The organism is Morganella psychrotolerans (assembly GCF_965118875.1).
Classification (GTDB): Bacteria; Pseudomonadota; Gammaproteobacteria; order Enterobacterales; family Enterobacteriaceae; genus Morganella; species Morganella psychrotolerans_C.
The window spans coordinates 45,774-62,673 of record NZ_CBCPJD010000001.1 but is presented as its reverse complement, the minus strand read 5'-3'; the positions used below and the strand labels follow the sequence as shown (position 1 = coordinate 62,673).

Annotated in this window: 14 protein-coding genes; 7 read left to right on the top strand and 7 right to left on the bottom strand. The window is 42.9% G+C overall.

Annotation, left to right across the window (positions count from 1 at the left end; all coding sequences use genetic code 11):
- Positions 1 to 5 precede the first annotated feature (5 nt).
- The 3 genes from ACMHKJ_RS00265 to dapA all read right to left on the bottom strand — a co-directional run bounded on the left by ACMHKJ_RS00265 (position 6) and on the right by dapA (position 3,298).
- Positions 6 to 1,037, bottom strand: coding sequence for a glycosyltransferase (locus tag ACMHKJ_RS00265; RefSeq protein WP_413491499.1), 1,032 nt, complete (start codon positions 1,035 to 1,037; stop codon positions 6 to 8).
- Between the two features lie 294 nt (positions 1,038 to 1,331).
- Complete coding sequence (gene bamC / locus ACMHKJ_RS00260) at positions 1,332 to 2,381, bottom strand: outer membrane protein assembly factor BamC (RefSeq protein WP_413491498.1); 1,050 nt, start codon at positions 2,379 to 2,381, stop codon at positions 1,332 to 1,334.
- A 17-nt stretch (positions 2,382 to 2,398) separates the two neighbouring features.
- Entirely contained in the window at positions 2,399 to 3,298 is a 900-nt protein-coding gene (gene dapA, locus ACMHKJ_RS00255; RefSeq protein ID WP_413491497.1) for a 4-hydroxy-tetrahydrodipicolinate synthase, read from the bottom strand.
- Between the two features lie 317 nt (positions 3,299 to 3,615).
- Here dapA and ACMHKJ_RS00250 point away from each other — a divergent pair, with 317 nt between their 5' ends.
- The 3 genes from ACMHKJ_RS00250 (at position 3,616) to ACMHKJ_RS00240 (ending at position 6,163) form a co-directional block, all read left to right on the top strand.
- Entirely contained in the window at positions 3,616 to 4,158 is a 543-nt protein-coding gene (locus tag ACMHKJ_RS00250) for an ACT domain-containing protein (protein WP_413491496.1), read from the top strand.
- Positions 4,159 to 4,195: 37 nt separating this feature from the next.
- On the top strand, positions 4,196 to 4,666 hold the full coding sequence (gene bcp / locus ACMHKJ_RS00245) for a thioredoxin-dependent thiol peroxidase (protein ID WP_413491495.1): 471 nt from the start codon (positions 4,196 to 4,198) through the stop codon (positions 4,664 to 4,666).
- Between the two features lie 168 nt (positions 4,667 to 4,834).
- Positions 4,835 to 6,163, top strand: a complete 1,329-nt coding sequence (locus ACMHKJ_RS00240; RefSeq protein WP_413491494.1) for a two-partner secretion domain-containing protein — start codon at positions 4,835 to 4,837, stop codon at positions 6,161 to 6,163.
- 59 nt (positions 6,164 to 6,222) lie between these two features.
- On the opposite strand, the gene ACMHKJ_RS00235 is transcribed toward ACMHKJ_RS00240, so the two are convergent.
- Positions 6,223 to 7,305 carry an AI-2E family transporter gene (locus ACMHKJ_RS00235; protein ID WP_413491493.1) on the bottom strand — a complete coding sequence of 361 codons (1,083 nt, stop codon included), beginning with the start codon at positions 7,303 to 7,305 and terminating at the stop codon, positions 6,223 to 6,225.
- Between the two features lie 136 nt (positions 7,306 to 7,441).
- On the opposite strand from ACMHKJ_RS00235, the gene bepA reads away from it, so the two are divergent.
- Complete coding sequence (gene bepA / locus ACMHKJ_RS00230; RefSeq protein WP_413491492.1) at positions 7,442 to 8,905, top strand: beta-barrel assembly-enhancing protease; 1,464 nt, start codon at positions 7,442 to 7,444, stop codon at positions 8,903 to 8,905.
- Positions 8,906 to 8,916: 11 nt separating this feature from the next.
- Entirely contained in the window at positions 8,917 to 9,270 is a 354-nt protein-coding gene (gene arsC / locus ACMHKJ_RS00225) for an arsenate reductase (glutaredoxin) (protein WP_413491491.1), read from the top strand.
- A gap of 41 nt (positions 9,271 to 9,311) precedes the next feature.
- Here arsC and ACMHKJ_RS00220 read toward each other — a convergent pair whose 3' ends face one another.
- Genes ACMHKJ_RS00220 through ACMHKJ_RS00210 form a run of 3 tightly spaced genes read right to left on the bottom strand, consistent with a single transcriptional unit; the run spans position 9,312 to position 15,123 of the window.
- Complete coding sequence (locus tag ACMHKJ_RS00220) at positions 9,312 to 9,827, bottom strand: contact-dependent growth inhibition system immunity protein (protein ID WP_413491490.1); 516 nt, start codon at positions 9,825 to 9,827, stop codon at positions 9,312 to 9,314.
- Positions 9,820 to 12,858 carry an endonuclease toxin domain-containing protein gene (locus tag ACMHKJ_RS00215; protein ID WP_413491489.1) on the bottom strand — a complete coding sequence of 1,013 codons (3,039 nt, stop codon included), beginning with the start codon at positions 12,856 to 12,858 and terminating at the stop codon, positions 9,820 to 9,822. The genes ACMHKJ_RS00220 and ACMHKJ_RS00215 overlap by 8 nt, the downstream gene beginning before the upstream one ends.
- 30 nt (positions 12,859 to 12,888) lie before the next feature.
- The gene (locus ACMHKJ_RS00210) at positions 12,889 to 15,123 is read right to left on the bottom strand and encodes a filamentous hemagglutinin N-terminal domain-containing protein (protein ID WP_413491488.1); all 2,235 of its coding nucleotides are present in this window, start codon (positions 15,121 to 15,123) and stop codon (positions 12,889 to 12,891) included.
- A 287-nt stretch (positions 15,124 to 15,410) separates the two neighbouring features.
- On the opposite strand from ACMHKJ_RS00210, the gene ACMHKJ_RS00205 reads away from it, so the two are divergent.
- Positions 15,411 to 15,965, top strand: coding sequence for a two-partner secretion domain-containing protein (locus ACMHKJ_RS00205; RefSeq protein WP_413491487.1), 555 nt, complete (start codon positions 15,411 to 15,413; stop codon positions 15,963 to 15,965).
- A gap of 303 nt (positions 15,966 to 16,268) precedes the next feature.
- On the top strand, positions 16,269 to 16,898 hold the full coding sequence (locus tag ACMHKJ_RS00200; protein ID WP_413491486.1) for a CDP-alcohol phosphatidyltransferase family protein: 630 nt from the start codon (positions 16,269 to 16,271) through the stop codon (positions 16,896 to 16,898).
- The last annotated feature ends 2 nt before the right edge of the window (positions 16,899 to 16,900 follow it).

The window sequence follows — 16,900 nt, the reverse complement described above, 5'->3', positions numbered from 1 at the left end:
TTATATCAGACCGGTGTCGTGGTATCTTCTTCAATGGCGGCTTTCAGTATCGCTTTCAGGCGCGGATAGCGCCGGGCAAGCCGCCAGCGCAGGCGTAAGTCATTAGCATTATCCCAAATCAGTGCCCAGATCCCGCGGTCGAACAGTTCCTGTATCATTGCCTGTTGTATCGCCGGTGATTCAATGTCACTGATGGTATGCAGTATCCCCAGACCTTCTTTGGATATCTGCCAGTGACACGCCGGCACCTGTTTTACAATATCGGCATGACGCTGATTAATCACATCCAGCATTTCAAGGATTTTCATATAATTATGAATGGTCCGCACCCGGATCCTGTCATCCTGCGGTGTATGAGAGACAGATTCAGAATGGATCAAATAATCGTAATAACATTCATCAATATATTCAACCCGCTCAGCCGTCAGCAGAAGCTCCGTAGTCCACGGAATGTCCTGATGATGTAATCCGGGTTCAAAACGGTAGTTATGCCCGCGTAAAAATGCACTGCGATACAGGTTAAGCCAGGTGACATGCAAAAATTTACGGGAATCCAGCGCCCGCTTCAGCCATTGCGGACCGGATATTACCCCTGTTGAACGCAGACGATCCGACGGAAAAATAGCATTCGGCTCCCGTCCGTCTTCATACACATAAGTACCGTTACAGGTCGCCACATCAAGCTGACCCTGCAATGAAATATCCAGTAACCGCCCGTACATCGACGGATGGATCACATCATCAATATCCGGAAACGTAACATAAACCCCTTTCGCGGCAGCAAATCCGGTATTGCGGGCAACAGAAACACCCTGATTTTCCTGACGGATAACCGTGACAGCCGGAAATTTTTCCTTCCATTCGTCCAGCACGGCGGTAGTGTTATCTTTGGAGCCGTCATCAACCAGAATCAACTCCCAGGCAGGCAAGCGCTGTTTTTGCAGGCAATCAAAAAACTGTGGGAGAAATTTTTCCCCGTTATAAACGGCGGCAACAATGCTCAGTAAGGGTTGTGATAGATCCACAGATAAATGCATATCAGTCCCGTCAATTCCGGATTCAGGCTGAAACTGACTCAGCTTAAATAGCCATAAAATAATCATAAATAATTTGTGATTTATTACTATAACGGCTGCGCTATTTATAAACGTAGCTAATAATGCCATAAAATTATGATAAACCGGAATATCACACGACAAAGGCGTCAATTGCTGTTGCTGTTTGTTACAATATAATTTGTGCACAAAAAAATACCGGTCATTAATTATAATGACCGGTATTGTTAATTATATTCACGCGATATATTCACGCGATATAAACCAGCGATAATATTATTTCATTGCCGCTTTACTGAATGCCGCTTCCAGTGCTCTGACCATTTCATCATTTTCTTTCTGTGTCAGAGGTTTCCCTTTGGCACTGATGAATTGCAGACTACTGCGGTTATTCAGGTCACCAACCTGCAGGGTGTAATCCCCTTCTGCAACAGAAGGATCGTCCATTCCCATGCTGCTCCATTCCGCAGAGCTGAGTCCTTTATAAGTGACTTCAACTTTACCGGTGGAGCGGGTACGGTCACCCACTTTCATCCCGACACTTTCCAGTGCGCCCGGAAGGCGTGACCAGACCACATCAAACGGTGCGCGCACAACAATCTGTGGCAGACCTGTTTTATCGCTGCCGCTCTGAACTTCCAGAACAGCAAACTGACCGGCATTGCTGTCCTGACGGGCAGCATTACGCAGGCGATCCAGACCATCGACCACTTCATTGAGTGTCAGATTGTTATAACGGGCAATTTCTACTTTATCCGTTACCGCATTTTCACCCTGTTTCAGGCCTTCACTGGTCACAACAACCGTAACCTGTGAGCCTGCCGGTTCGATTTTGATGCGCTGGCGGGACTGCAACGGCAGATCTTCATCTGCGCGCTGCCAGACAATCCAGTCGGTCACAATTTCACCGGTGGCTTCATTGCGCTGGCTGACCGGAACGGAGCGATCTGCCAGAACGCGGTTAATCTGCGTCCACAATGTTTTGTTTTCCGCAGAATTTTCCAGTAAAAGACGGCTGGAATCTGCTGCGGTTTCAGTACGGGAACCTGCTAACAGGCTGACGGTCTGTACCGGCGGACGAATATCCAGCGCCAGACCGGTCGCACCTTCATGCTTAACCTGAGGAATATCATACTGCCCGCTTTGTAACGGCAGGATCATCCCCTGAGGGACATTCAGCGTCTGCAACTGCGGCGCATCCAGATAAGAGGTATCACCGCTGACCTGGCGCTTATAGCGCTGATCGCCGGAGCAGGCTGCCAGTAAAAAAACCACGGAGAGGCCAGCGACCTTCATAACCTTTGATTTTTGCAGTAGTGTTGCCATTCAGATTCCCTAAAGTATTATCGTATGCCAGCCGTCTTCATGGCTTGTCCGATCGTCTTCTGCCCCGCTTCCGTGAGAGGTAACAGCGGCAGACGCAATGTCTGCTCCGCGATCAGACCCAGCTGATGACAGGCCCATTTCACCGGTGACGGGCTTGGTTCACAGAATAAATTGTGATGCAGGTCCATCAGTTGATTGTTAATCACACGCGCCTGGCTGAATTCACCGCGCAGAGCGAGATCAAACATTTTTGCCATTTCTGCTGCCGCCACATTGGCTGTCACAGAAATCACACCTCTTCCGCCCAGTAACGTGAAATCCAGCGCAGAGGCATCATCACCACTAAGCAGAATGAAATTATCATCATTCACCAGGGTTTTGATTTCACTGACACGGCTTAAGTTCCCGGTTGCTTCTTTAATTGCAACAATATTGTCCAGTTTTGCCAGGCGGGCAACAGTTGCAGGTAACATATCACAGCCGGTACGCGTTGGCACATTATACAGAATTTGCGGTAATGCGGTATTCTCCGCAATCATTTTAAAGTGCTGGTACAGCCCTTCCTGAGAGGGTCTATTATAATAAGGTGTGACCGTCAGACAAGCAGCAATTCCCGTATTTTCAAATTGTTCCGTAAACCAGACGGCTTCATTTGTGGCATTTGCCCCTGTTCCGGCAATCACCGGAATGCGCCCTGCCGCAAACTCAAGCGTCGCCAACACCACATCAACGTGCTCCTGATGGGACAGCGTGGCGGACTCGCCGGTGGTTCCGACTGCCACAATCGCAGAGGTTCCTGCTGCAACATGATAATCCACTAACTTTCTGAGACCCGCCTTGTCAACACGACCCTGTGTATCCAGTGGTGTAACCATCGCAACAATACTGCCTTTTAAAACTTCATTTACGTGTGACATGTACGAAACCCTCATCAATCGGATAAATAGTTGACATCAATTTAATGGTACTTCTTAGTTGCACAGAAAAAAACTCCCTAACTGTACGTTTTTAATGAATTTTGTTAATACCCGGCGCCAGACCTTAAAAAGAAGTAATAATGTCCGCTTTTTTAGCCGGTAAATCAGCGGAACACATGATAGCGTGTCTGTATCCGGTATGCTTGATATGACGCAATCATTTGATTATTACCACAGAGCACCAAACAGGTTATTGCCATCAGCCTTATCTTTCTTTATGTTTAACACATTCATGATGTCAGAAGAGGAATGTGGGTTTGCCGCAACACGATCAGCAATATCTGGTTATCACAGCTCTGGGACGGGATCGCGCGGGGATTGTTAATGCAATTACCCGCCATGCCGGACAGTGTGACTGTAATATCGAAGACAGCCGCCTGGCGATTTTTGGTGAGGAATTTACCTTTATCATGATGCTGTCAGGCAGCTGGAACGCCGTAGCCATGCTGGAGTCCACCCTTCCGGTGCTGGCAGCAGAGTTAGATCTGCTGACAGTAATGAAGCGGACTCAGCGCGGACACCAGCCGGCAGCAACCACCGGCGTCAGCGCCCGGATAACAGTGGCGGATGCGGCAGGGCTGGTCGAACGGTTTACCAATTTATTTATGAAACTGGATTACACCCTGGCCGAACTGGTGTCAAAAACCCGGCCGGATGATAACAGCACGTCCGCCCTGCTGGAAATCCAGATTACTGCCCATCACCCTACGGGTGAAAACACAGATATATTGCAACACCAATTTACCTGTCTTTGTGCTGAGTTACAGGCCGAAGGCAATGTTACCCTGATAAGTCATTAATTCTTATATTTATGATTACGTTTACGGAGAGTGTGTAATGAACCCATTGAACGCCGGTGATAAGGCGCCACAATTCAGCCTTCCTGACCAAGATGGTGAGTCAATCAGTCTTGCTGATTATCACGGTCAGCGTGTACTGGTTTATTTTTATCCGAAAGCCATGACACCGGGCTGTACCGTCCAGGCGTGTGGTCTGCGCGATAACATGGATAACCTGAAACAGTTCAACGTTGAAGTATTGGGGATCAGTACAGACAAACCTGAGAAATTGTCCCGGTTTGCTGAAAAAGAGCTGCTGAATTTCACTTTGCTGTCAGATGAGGATCACGAAGTCGCACAAGCGTTCGGCGTCTGGGGCGAGAAGCAATTTATGGGTAAAACCTATGACGGTATCCATCGTATCAGCTTCTTAATTGGTACTGACGGGAAAATAGAACATGTATTTGATAAATTTAAAACCAGTGATCACGAACAGGTTGTGCTCGATTACCTGAAATCACACAGTTAATTTATTCATCAAAATTATAAAAACACTATCCCCGGGTAGTGTTTTTTATATTTAAGCTCTTTATTTGTAATAAATGAACTTACGTATAACATGAATGTTTTGTGAAAAAAATAATATGGTATTGTCTCCCTGCTGACAATGATGTCATTATGTTAAAAGGGATATTTAATGAAGTTAACCAAAATTGCCACTGCATTATTATTTTTAGCACCCGCTTATTTATCTGCTGCAACACAGGATTTTACCTACCGCAATGGTTATAAAATCACAGTTGATCAAGCCTCGCCTGAGGTCAGTATTCAAATAAAAGATAACAAACCGACACAATCAATCAGCACACCAAATTCAAATGGTATTTCGCATAACTATTTTTCTGAGTTTAATGTAGGAAAGCGCGGGCTGAACATTGATAACGCGCCATCTGCCAGGGTGATTATCAACGAAGTAACCGGATCAAATATCAGTCAACTTGACGGCAAAATGGCCGTTATGGGTAAACAAGCCAGCCTGATCATCGCTAACCCTAATGGTATTAACTGCAACAATTGTGGTGTATCCAATGTCAGTCACCTGACACTTTTAGCCGGAAATACGGCGCCTGATGTGGCTACCGGAAAACTAACCGGTTTTAAAAATATATCAGGTAATGTTTTAGTTAATAATGTAAAAAATAACGCAATTCAAAGTAATTTAACCATTACAGCCGTCAGTGCTGACATTAGAAACTCCGAGATTAATGCACCAATGACGACACTTAATGTCGGTGCCGAAAAAATTGATTTTTCCAAAAATATAACATCGCAAATTGCCAAACAAAAACTCGACCGGGGATATCTGATTAATGAAGCAAAAACCCATTCCGTATCCGGAATTGGTGAAGATACAAAAATAAAAGGTAGTCTTACTGTTAATGCAACAAATTCGTCTTTTTCTAATGATGGGGCGATTACCGGCAATACAGTAAACTTAAATTTATTACACTCTGAATTTATGAATGATGGATATATAAAAGCAAGCACAATTAATGTAAATGCTAAAGATGGTAGTATTTCCAATGGAAAGACATTGTTTGCGAAACAATTGTCCGGAAAATACAATGGTGATTTTTCCTTGTACAACAACGCTGCTACGGACGGTAAAAGTACATTCAGTGTCGGTACTCTGACACTGACAAGTAATAACATTAACAATCCGATTGATCTTAATAATAGTGAGTACCAAGGTGTTTATCGTGATAACACGCTCAAAATTGATAATAAATCTTCTTTCTATGTTAGTTCATTAAATATCAATGGGAGTCACGATACCATTAATATTAAAAACGAACATATAATGGGAGCCGGCCTTGTTAACATAAATGGCGGTTCCGTTACACTCCATAATGATAAGCTATTAGCGGTTAAAGCCGGTTCAGCTGTTCATGGTATTCTTGGCACTTTTGGTAACGGTATGAATCATGAACACATTACCGCTACCACTCATGATTTCGATATGTAAACCTGATTAAATTTAAGGTGATGTTTTAACCAAAACATCACCTTTTGAATATAATCGAATTATTTCCCGATATCATTTTTTATATTATCGGGGATCACTTCTTCCGGCCAGGCATGAATAACCGCTTTAATCAGTGTTGCCAGCGGGATAGCAAAGAATATTCCCCAGAATCCCCACAGACCGCCAAAAATAATAATCGAGAGAATGATCACCAGCGGGTGCAGATTAACCGCTTCTGAGAATAAAATAGGCACCAGAATGTTACTGTCCAGCCCCTGAACCACAAGGTAGGCAATAAACATCGTCCAGAAATCAGGCGTTAATCCCCACTGAAATAACCCGACCAGAACCACCGGAACCGTGACAATGACCGCGCCCACATACGGGATAAGCACAGACACTCCGACCAATACCGCCAGCAGTAAAGCATAATCCAGCCCGACCACCGCAAACACGATGTAAGTACAGACACCAACAATTATCATCTCTGTCACTTTACCGCGGATATAATTAGAAATCTGCTGGTTCATCTCCTGCCAGACCTGACCGGCAAGGGAGCGGTTACGCGGCAGAATACGCTGGAACCCGCGCAGCATCTGCTCTTTGTCTTTCAGTAAAAAGAAGATCATCAGCGGCACTAAAATCAGATAAATTGTCAGTGCAAGTAATCCCACCAGCGACGCCAGCGACATTTTTACCACTGAATCCCCGACCGAGAGCAGTTTACTGCGTGCATTGTCGAGGATCATATCCATCAGACCCACATCCATTAATGCCGGGAAGCGATCCGGTAATCCGCGGGCAAATTCGTTGAACCGGCTGAACATATTCGGCATATCCAGCAGCAGGTTACGTCCCTGGCTCCAGACGGTTGGCGCAAGAATAAAGATCACCAGCACACTGATCCCGATAAACAGGCTCAGGATCAGGCCAATCCCCACTTTGCGCGGGCATCCCCGTTTTTCCAGCTGATGAATCGGCCACTCCAGCAGATAAGCAAGCACAATGGCTATCAGCAATGGTGCTAAGATACCGCTGAAAAAATAAATAATTCCGAAACCTGCCAACAAAATGACGGTCAAAGCTACTGCCTGGGGATCGGCAAACCGCCGTCGGTACCATTGTATGATTAAATCCAGCACTTTACTGCTCCTTGGCTTAGTGGCGTAAATCTGACAATTCCTGCCACCCGGGCAGTCTGTGTGAGGATTTTACTTGAGTGTTTGCTATGATACACGAATTATTACCAGTGATAATTAACGGGGAAGACGTCATCCTATGAATTCGTTTCTGAAAAAACCGTTAGCAGCCTTATTGGCTGTCATCCTGACGTTACCGGCGCTGCCTGTTGCGCATGCCGCCATTGAGGATGCATTACCGGAAATCGGCACAACTGCCGGAGGCACGCTCAGCATCGGGCAGGAAAACCTGATGGGTGATTTCTATCTGCGGATGATACGCAGTAGCTCGCCAATGGTCTATGATCCTGTTTTACTGCAATATGTTAACACTCTCGGGCAAAAATTAGTCTCCAACGCCGATGCGGTAAAAACCCCGTTTAATTTCTTTCTGATAGCCAATCCGAATATCAACGCCTTCGCCTTCTTCGGCGGAAATGTGGTGCTGCACACCTCACTGTTCCGCTACAGTCTGACGGAAAGCGAACTGGCCTCAGTAATGGCGCACGAAATTGCTCACGTAACCCAGCGCCACCTGGCCCGCATGATGGAAGATCAGAAAAACAAAGCACCGCTGGCCTGGGCGGCAACACTTGGCTCAATTTTGCTGCTGATGACCGGAACGCCCGTCGGGGCGGCAGCGATGACATCAACGATGGCAGGAATTCAGCAAAATATGATCAGTTTTACTCAGTCAAATGAGCAGGAAGCTGACCGTATAGGTATGGGAACACTGAGCCGATCCGGGTTTGACCCGCAGGGCATGCCGGATTTCATGACTATTATGGTGGACATGTCCCGCTACAGCTCCAAACCACCGGAAATGCTGTTAACGCACCCCCTGCCGGACAGCCGGCTTGCTGATGCGCGCAACCGTGCCAACCAGATGACCCGTAAAAATCCGCCGCAGTCGCTTGATTTTCTGCTCGCCCGCGCCCGTGCAATGAGCATGTACGGCGGACAGCCGCTGCGTAATGCCACCGATCAGATGATAGAAAATTACAGCAAGGGCAACAGTAAAGAGCAGATGGCCGCAGATTACGCACGGGCAATTTTGCTGTACCGCGACAATAAATATGATGCGGCCTCGCAAATTCTGACAAAACTTCTGGCGGCAGAGCCAAATAATGTCTGGTTTATTGACGTAATGACGGATGTCGATATCGGACTGAATAAAACACAATCCGCCGTGACCCGGCTGGAAAATGTCATAAAGCGGGACCCTGGAAATCCGGTTTACCGGATTAACCTCGGCAATGCCTATATTCAGAATAAACAGTATGATAAGGCAACAAAAATCCTGCGTAATTATACCTTTGATTACCCGTCTGACCCGAGCGGCTGGGATTTACTGGCAGAAGCCGGCGGTAAATCCGGACATCGCGCTGATGAACTCGCTGCCCGCGCGGAATACCAGAACTTAATGGGTGATTTCGACGGCTCGGTTCGCAGCCTCACCGAAGCCAGCCGCCAGACGAAACTCGGCAGTTATGATCAGGCCCGTTATGATGCGCGGATTGACCAGATTCGCCAGCTACAGATGCAATTCAAACAATTTAAATAATGAGGAAAACCATGACAGACACAATCACCATCTGGCATAACCCGCGCTGCTCCAAGAGCCGTGAAACCCTGGCTCTGCTGGAAGAAAACGGCGTGTCTGCGGCGGTGATGCTCTATCTGGATACCCCGCCGTCGGTGGCAGAAATCAAAACACTGCTCAAAAAACTGGCATTTGATGATGCCCGCAAACTGATGCGCACCAAAGAAGCGGTTTACAGTGAATTGGGTCTGGCAGACGTCACAGATCAGGATGCATTAATTCAGGCAATGCATGACAACCCAAAACTCATTGAGCGCCCTATTGTCGTTAACGGGAAACAGGCCCGCCTGGGTCGCCCACCGGAGCAGGTGCTGGAAATTCTCTGATTCTGTTCTCTGCTATCCCCGGTATCCGACGGGGATAGCATTTAAAACTGTCGTCCCCGGCAGCGTGAAAACCCTTCAATAATTGCATGACCCAATTCTTCATCTGAAGCAGATGCAGGAATAGTTACACAATCAGTTTCTGATATACACTCCCCGCTCCAGGCTTCAAGTTTAACGTGATTAGACGGTCTGATAGTAATCAGGTCATTCACTTGCCTGACACCACAATGTTTCATATTTTTGAAAAAGGCTTTTTTATTTTTATATCCACCTAAAGCCATTATTTTTTTTGTGTTTTTCTCATAATTAATCTTATTCTCCTGATGATCAAAAATATAAGAACTTTTTGTATCAGTAGTTTCACTACGGAAAAAAGCCTTCTTTAAACTTGCACCGAGATCTATAGCCTCGGCGTCTTTAGTTAGAATTATTGGATCTAACGTATAGTCCGGAAGCCATAGTCCATAGTCAAAAAGTGTAACGAAATAATAATAATCACCATTAAAGTCAACGGCTACTTTAAATTCCTTATTGTCTGCACTATTCAAATTAATCACCTTTTATGATAGTTACTTTAATATCTATATTTTTTTCATTGGCGTTTTTTATTGCACTGTTAATTGATTCCCATTGTTCTTTTGAAGTTTTCTCCGGAAGACCAATGTACAGCTCTCTTTTATTTATTATATCTGATGTTATTGGTACATTATCCTTCCTATACTCTTTAAACTTAATTATTTCATTAACATGTCCATTGATGGTATATTTTATGGCATTCGGTTTTCTGAGTCTACTATCCGTTTGTGTGTTTATTGTTTTAACACTGATCGCTGTTTTATTTTTACGATCATAAAAGTCAAATGTCTTAAAATTGTCAGGTAATTTAGAACCGGCAGGTAGCTGCGTTCCGATATAGTGCTCGAATGGCATTCCCTGCTGGTTGATACCCGAACCTGACGGAAACCACTTCATGGGAACTTTATTTCCGCTTTTATCAATTGAGTAAACCTGATTAAGATCAGCATAGCGGATATGATTGCTGCGCTGCTGTACCTTAAACGCTTTTCCCCTGCCGTTCGTCATAGAGGAAGACATTGAGATACTATCAACAACGATATCCGCAGTGGATTTTGATAATCCTGTAAATTCAGTTATATATTCAGAAAATTGATTTTTTATAAAATCATCACTATCTGCTAACTTATCGTTTTCTGTATAAGAAAATAGTTTTATTTTATTTTTTTCATCAAAGCGCGGGTAATGACCAACAATATCGTTCCCTTTGGTCACCCAATAGTTTGTCAGTAAATTATCTTCCAGATATGTCTGCGGATATTTATCCATCAATGCGTTAAAGCGCAGTGATTCAGGTGAGTTTCGGGATTCCTGAGCCGTACAATTAATTAACCGGCACCCCGAGGCAAGTAACCGCTCTTTTTTAAAACGATCACCGTCAGAAAGTTCATCGATTGCATTTAGTTCCTGCAAATGGAATTGTCGGTTATAACGCTCAACTATTTCTGCAGTATCGGCCGCTGTTGTTAATCCATTAATGTGACCGGTTGAAATTAATCCTGAAACGGCCCCCATAACCCTGGCTATTTGTGCCTGTTGTTCCTGTTCATGTGCGGTTTTATTCAAATTATCATTGAGTACAATACCGGCAAGTGAAGCCGCCAGAGCACCTGTTACCGCACCTCTGACGCTTCTGTTGGTGAGTTCTGAACGAATGGCAGAAACAGCTGAATGCGCGATGGCTTTTCCGGGCTCAGTTAATAATTCCCCGTGATCCCCAATTAATTTTGCACCCTCAGCATTTATCTGACTTCCAATATTATTCAGGAGTGCATTTTTAAAATTTTCATTAAAACCGGTATCTGAAACTACCGAGTCAGTAACTGAACTGATGACAGATTGTGCCACAACACGCTGTGCGACTTTATACCAATCCCCATTGCTCAACAAAGGCAGCTGAGATTGTGCCGGGGTACCATTTTGCCAGCCAGCCGATACATCAAGACCATTAAGTAATCCGGCAACAGTCATTTGACCAATCATTGATTTAACACTGTCGCTTCGCCCTAATGATTTAAATGTCGCTGATAAATTCCCCTGATTTTCAGCTAACGTAACAGCAGCCCGGGTTGTCAGTGCTATCATTGTGGAATGCGCTGCACCGGAAAGTACAGCCCCTGCAGCGCCACTGACACCTGAAGATACGGTGTTACCGGCCCATGCAGCTAACCCCGAACCGGATGTCGCAGCCGCCACCACAACAGCCAGAACAGCTGATGCCACGGGGTTCAGACGCCGGATCCTGATATCCCGGCGGTTATAGGCATCAGCAACACGGTTCCATTGCACATCATCACGATTTGTCAGTTCTTTAAGCCAGCTCAGTCCCTGTTGCTGACTGAGCAATGCCACTGAGTTTTTAAGATCAGATCCACTGAGAAGTTTGCTGTCCGTTGTAATTCCGTCTGCCGCGTCGACAGATAACTTTCCTCCATAATGAATTGATGGTAAGCGCCAGTGACTATCGTCATAATATTGATTGCGGTGAGTGATATAAAAACCTTTTGAATAACTCACTATTTGTTCTGATAGCAAATCATTAACGGCTTTAAATTTAATCTGTCCTGACAGACTGGTAAGCCGGGCATTCTTGTTTGTTGAAATTTTTGTGGCTTCTAATGTAATATTATCCCTTGCCATTAAATTAACATCATCACCCGCCGTAAACTCTGTCACTTTATTTTTTACTTCATGCTTTATTTTAGTAATTTCTTTTTTTGTTAAACACAATGTCCAGCGATTGCATTTCTTTTTCTTATCTTCATAATGACTTGTTTCCTCCATTGCCTGCGCATATAGATACCCTCCTGCTGCTGATATATTCATTACTCCGTCAGATAGTAGCTCTGCGGCCTGAAATAAAATACTGCCCCCTGATAATAATGTCAGTGACTTCTTACTATTAATTCCTGAACTGACATACTGGTATACATCTTCCAGATTTTCATTATTTCGCTTGCGATAATGAACTTTCTCTGCGGTTAACTTTACATTGCCACCATTATTAATATAGGCATCTCCTTCTGACATAATTAGAGAGCTCTGTAACGTGATATCCTTATCAGCTATTATTGTTATATCGTTTTTAGACGAGATATATGAGATAACATATCTATTATCTATATGGAGATCTGAAGGGTATTTTATAGCTGAATACGGAGTTCCCGTTAGTTTTATATTTTCACCAGAAAACAACCAAGAGGAACCAGAAGAGTCCAATCCGACATTTATCAGTTGAATATTTCCGCCTGAATTAATAATGATATTTTTAGCGGAATTTATTCTTACCTTTGGTCTTAAATACCTTGCATAGATATTAGGTTCACCTTTCCACATTGAGTCGAATGTAATAGTAATATCATCGCCAGAATACAAACCAATATCTTCATTGCTATTAAAACTGATACCGTTTATAATTATTTTTTTGCTTGCATTAAGGGTAAGATAATCATTCAGGTTCCATTGTTGAAACTTTCCTGAAAATTCACTCATTTCATGATCAGAGCCGCGCATAGAAATACCATGAAGGCTTTTTTCATCAAGTCAAATTGTTATGTTACCCTGTGCTGACAAATCAACTCTGCCAGTATTTGTTAATGCTATATTATTAAATGTAATATCCCCGGAAGAGTTTCCGTAAACACCCTTTGGTGCATATAAAAGAGGCAATGAAGAAATACCCATGGTAAATACCGGTCGTGCGCCTGATGAATATAATATATTTTCTTTTTTCGATACCAGAGACAACTCTCCGGTGTTTATATTTGTACTCTTCAGATTAATATCATCTGCCAGCAGTGACATAGATTCACCTGCAATAAGTGTACTTTCATTTGTATCCAGTTGGTTATATGCTAATATATTTAAATCTTTTTCTGATTTTATGTTTGAATTAATAGTTACTCTATCTGAATTAATAATTATATTTTCTGCTGATAAATGATGATCGAAACTATCAATACGAATCTCATTAATTGGCCTTTCCACTACTGGCATCGTGCTTTGGATATTTATACTATCTTTAAAATTAACAATTATATTTTTGGCTGAAATAAGTGAGTTATTAGCACCACCGACATCAGTCCATGTATAAAATTGGTCTCTTAGTAAATATCCCTTCTCAACATTACTAACTATTACTCCCTGAGGAATAGTGTCAGGCTCAACATCGAAATATGACCTCGCATTATTTTTATCTTCAGGTTCATACCGCTCCCATAAATTGAGAATACCCTTCCTATGATTTCTAAATTTCGCGTTTCTCCCTGTGATAATCATATTATCATTCGTTAACAAAAATGAATCACTATTATCAAATTCATTTGCAACAATATAGGAATTCCCTCCGGAACTGATATATGCAGGTTTGAAATCATCTTTATATCTGATAGCTTGCCTTTCAACATTAACACTGTCGTTGAACAAAAAATCCAGCGAACCAAACCATTGATCGTACTTGAAATCCTTTAATTTCGGGTATGAGACAAGTAAGCCGTGTCGTCGCCATTCAGGTAAATAATGCAGACTATTCCCCACACTATTCATATCTGTGGAATTAGCCTTAATGTTTATTGATGTGGTTGGATCTGAATTGCTAATATTAGCCAATTTCTTTGTTTTTATAATTAGATCACCACGTTCAGATTTTAATACCGCTGACTCATTAGTTACATTCTGGCTTAAATCCCCTGTTGCATTTTTTTGAATCCATAGGTTATCACCACTCTGTATATATGCTTTATCACCCTGATTTATTACCGTCCCGGAAAAAATACGCAGATCTTTTTCTGATACTATATTACCCTTATTTAAAAGAGAGGAGGTTGTTATTGTCACATTATCTTTTGCATATATTTTCGCCGGGCTATCTATGGCGATGTTCTTCGCAATTACATTTATACTCCCTCCTGATCTTACTTTATCAGTCAATATTACATCACCGTTGACAGCTATGAATATGTTATTATTCACAGACTCAATATTTTTTAGTTTTACATTACCATTCGCTGATGTACTAACAATACGGATATTCTCTGCAATTATTCCGCCAGCGCCACTTGTATTAACCGCAGGCGATTCTTCTTTTGCTTCTGAAGATACAGAACTAATCCTCCCTGTATAATAATCAACACTGTTAGTACCCTGAGTCAGTGAGAGATTCGTTGCTTTTATCACACCACTAAGTTCGGTATTTACACTCAAAAGATCTGTGTAATTCAAGCTGCCGGCATCCATTCCTTTTGGACCTATTCTGATCGTTCCTTGATTTATCCGTAATGATGACAATGCCCCATTTACATCAAAATAAGGTACCCCTGTCGTGAGACTGACGGACTTTCCCTGCCGAAAACTACACCCATTACAGATAATACCGTTGGGGTTAGCAATAATGATTGCCGCCGGTTTACCTGCAACTTCAAGTGTTCCTGCTAATTCAGAAATAGGTTCACCAACAACTTCATTGATAATTATACTTACATGGTTTTTATCTAAATTTTGATTGGACTTTAATCTGCCTGATAGCAAAGAATAACCATCTGTTGTTAAATTATTTAACACTACTCCATTATTACTGACGTTGAATTTGTTATATTTATTATGAGAAACACCCTCTTTGTTTGGTGTCGCAATATCAATAACAGTAATTCCATTTTTATCATAGATATGAGTCTTATTATTTGAAGCGGTAATACTTTCAGCCAATGATACATTTATCACCTGCACAGACATAAAAAATATCACTATATATATTTTTATATTATCAATTAGATTGACCATATTCACCCCGGAATTAATAACCAGAAACCTATTTTATTTGTCGCTCGACTATATACAGAAGGCTATCTGTCTATCCGGGTTAAATCAATTCATGATATGTTAATATAAAATAACAACATAAATAATAAATACATATATAAAGGTAGTTCATCACTACTTAACCAGCATATTTTTTATTTTAATTATTAAAAAATACACTATGTTCTTTTTATGAAATCGTTATTTATTTCTGATGATACATTTTGCTCAGTTAACACTGCTCAACAAAATGATTAAAGGAATCAATCATGAAAAAGACATTAGTTACATTATCATTCATCTCAGTTGCTGCATTTTCTGCTCACTCTGTAGCAGGTCCCGGAGAAATGGAATATACCTACCGGAATGGCGAAAAAATCCGCGTGGTAAGCCCGGAAGCACAGACTTCACTGTTTGAAGATACGTCCGGAAAACCCGTCTTAGAAATTAATTCCCCAAATAACCGTGGTATATCTCATAATATATTTGAAGAATATAACGTTGGGCGTAAAGGGTTAACCATCATTAATAATGATAATGCCACCACCATTATCAATGAAGTAATTGGTGATAAAACTACCAATTTATGGGGAAACACTCACATTGCAGGGGGGAAAGCCAATCTGCTGATTGTCAATCCGAATGGCGTAAACTGCCGTAGCTGCAGCTCAACCGGTACATCATTATACACACACCGCAAAACACTTCCGTCTCTGGTAAATTCACTGAATAAAACTAAAATATTCACCAGTATGACGCCGGCAAAAGCATCAGACAAATTCACGGATATCCGCCATAACATTTCATTCTCTGTACAGAAATAAAGGCGGCACCGCTGCGGTATCAATCGCAGCGGTTTATCACTCTCCTGATTATTCCACTTCTGCATCTGTTTTCTGCCGGAAACTTTCCCTTCATAATACTGTCATACTCTTTATCATCACAATGAACAGATGATTACGCCACACCGCAATAAACTTAAGAAAACTCTTATTGTGACGATGCCGGAATCACGTATTGATATACAAATAATTAATTCAAAATTATATATCCAACGTCATTCAGGATGCAGCCAACGAACCAGCAGTTTGAATGAATAAGGGTATACGCGTCATCAGGGATAAAGAATGACAATCTATGACTTAAAGCCGAAGTTTCAGAGTCTGTTACGCCCCCTTGTTGTCCGGCTTTATGATGCCGGGGTAACGGCAAATCAGATTACGCTCTCGGCATTATTCCTTTCCGTGCTGACCGGCATTGTCCTGTTTCTCTTTCCCGCCCCGCTGCTTTTTCTGCTGCTGCCGGTTGTTTTGTTTATCCGTATGGCGCTCAATGCCATCGACGGCATGCTGGCGCGTGAACATAATCAAAAAAGCCGTTTCGGGGCGATACTGAATGAGCTTGGTGATGTGATTTCAGATACCGCGCTGTATTTCCCGTTTGTTTTGCTGTTTCCGGCCTGTACAGGCTGGATATTGCTTATCCTCTTTTTATCCCTGCTGACAGAATTTATTGGTGTGCTGGCACAGACTATCGGCGCATCCCGCCGCTACGACGGTCCTGCCGGTAAAAGTGACCGCGCATTTGCGTTTGGTGCGCTCGGGCTGTGGGCGGCTGTTTTTCCGTTATCTCTCTCATCGGCAGTATTTCCGGTGCTGTTTGCCATATTGTCCGCCCTGTTGTTTTATACCTGCTATAACCGAATCCGGCGTGCGTTGCAGGAATGTACGCAACAAAACGCATCTCAAAAGGACTGATT

Coding starts and splice junctions, on each gene's coding strand:
- ACMHKJ_RS00205 (WP_413491487.1), top strand. CDS start 15,411: ATGAAAAAGACATTAGTTACATTATCATTCATCTCAGTTGCTGCATTT.
- ACMHKJ_RS00240 (WP_413491494.1), top strand. CDS start 4,835: ATGAAGTTAACCAAAATTGCCACTGCATTATTATTTTTAGCACCCGCT.
- arsC (WP_413491491.1), top strand. CDS start 8,917: ATGACAGACACAATCACCATCTGGCATAACCCGCGCTGCTCCAAGAGC.
- ACMHKJ_RS00215 (WP_413491489.1), bottom strand. CDS start 12,858: ATGCGCGGCTCTGATCATGAAATGAGTGAATTTTCAGGAAAGTTTCAA.
- bepA (WP_413491492.1), top strand. CDS start 7,442: ATGAATTCGTTTCTGAAAAAACCGTTAGCAGCCTTATTGGCTGTCATC.
- ACMHKJ_RS00210 (WP_413491488.1), bottom strand. CDS start 15,123: ATGGTCAATCTAATTGATAATATAAAAATATATATAGTGATATTTTTT.
- dapA (WP_413491497.1), bottom strand. CDS start 3,298: ATGTCACACGTAAATGAAGTTTTAAAAGGCAGTATTGTTGCGATGGTT.
- bamC (WP_413491498.1), bottom strand. CDS start 2,381: ATGGCAACACTACTGCAAAAATCAAAGGTTATGAAGGTCGCTGGCCTC.
- ACMHKJ_RS00200 (WP_413491486.1), top strand. CDS start 16,269: ATGACAATCTATGACTTAAAGCCGAAGTTTCAGAGTCTGTTACGCCCC.
- ACMHKJ_RS00265 (WP_413491499.1), bottom strand. CDS start 1,037: ATGCATTTATCTGTGGATCTATCACAACCCTTACTGAGCATTGTTGCC.
- bcp (WP_413491495.1), top strand. CDS start 4,196: ATGAACCCATTGAACGCCGGTGATAAGGCGCCACAATTCAGCCTTCCT.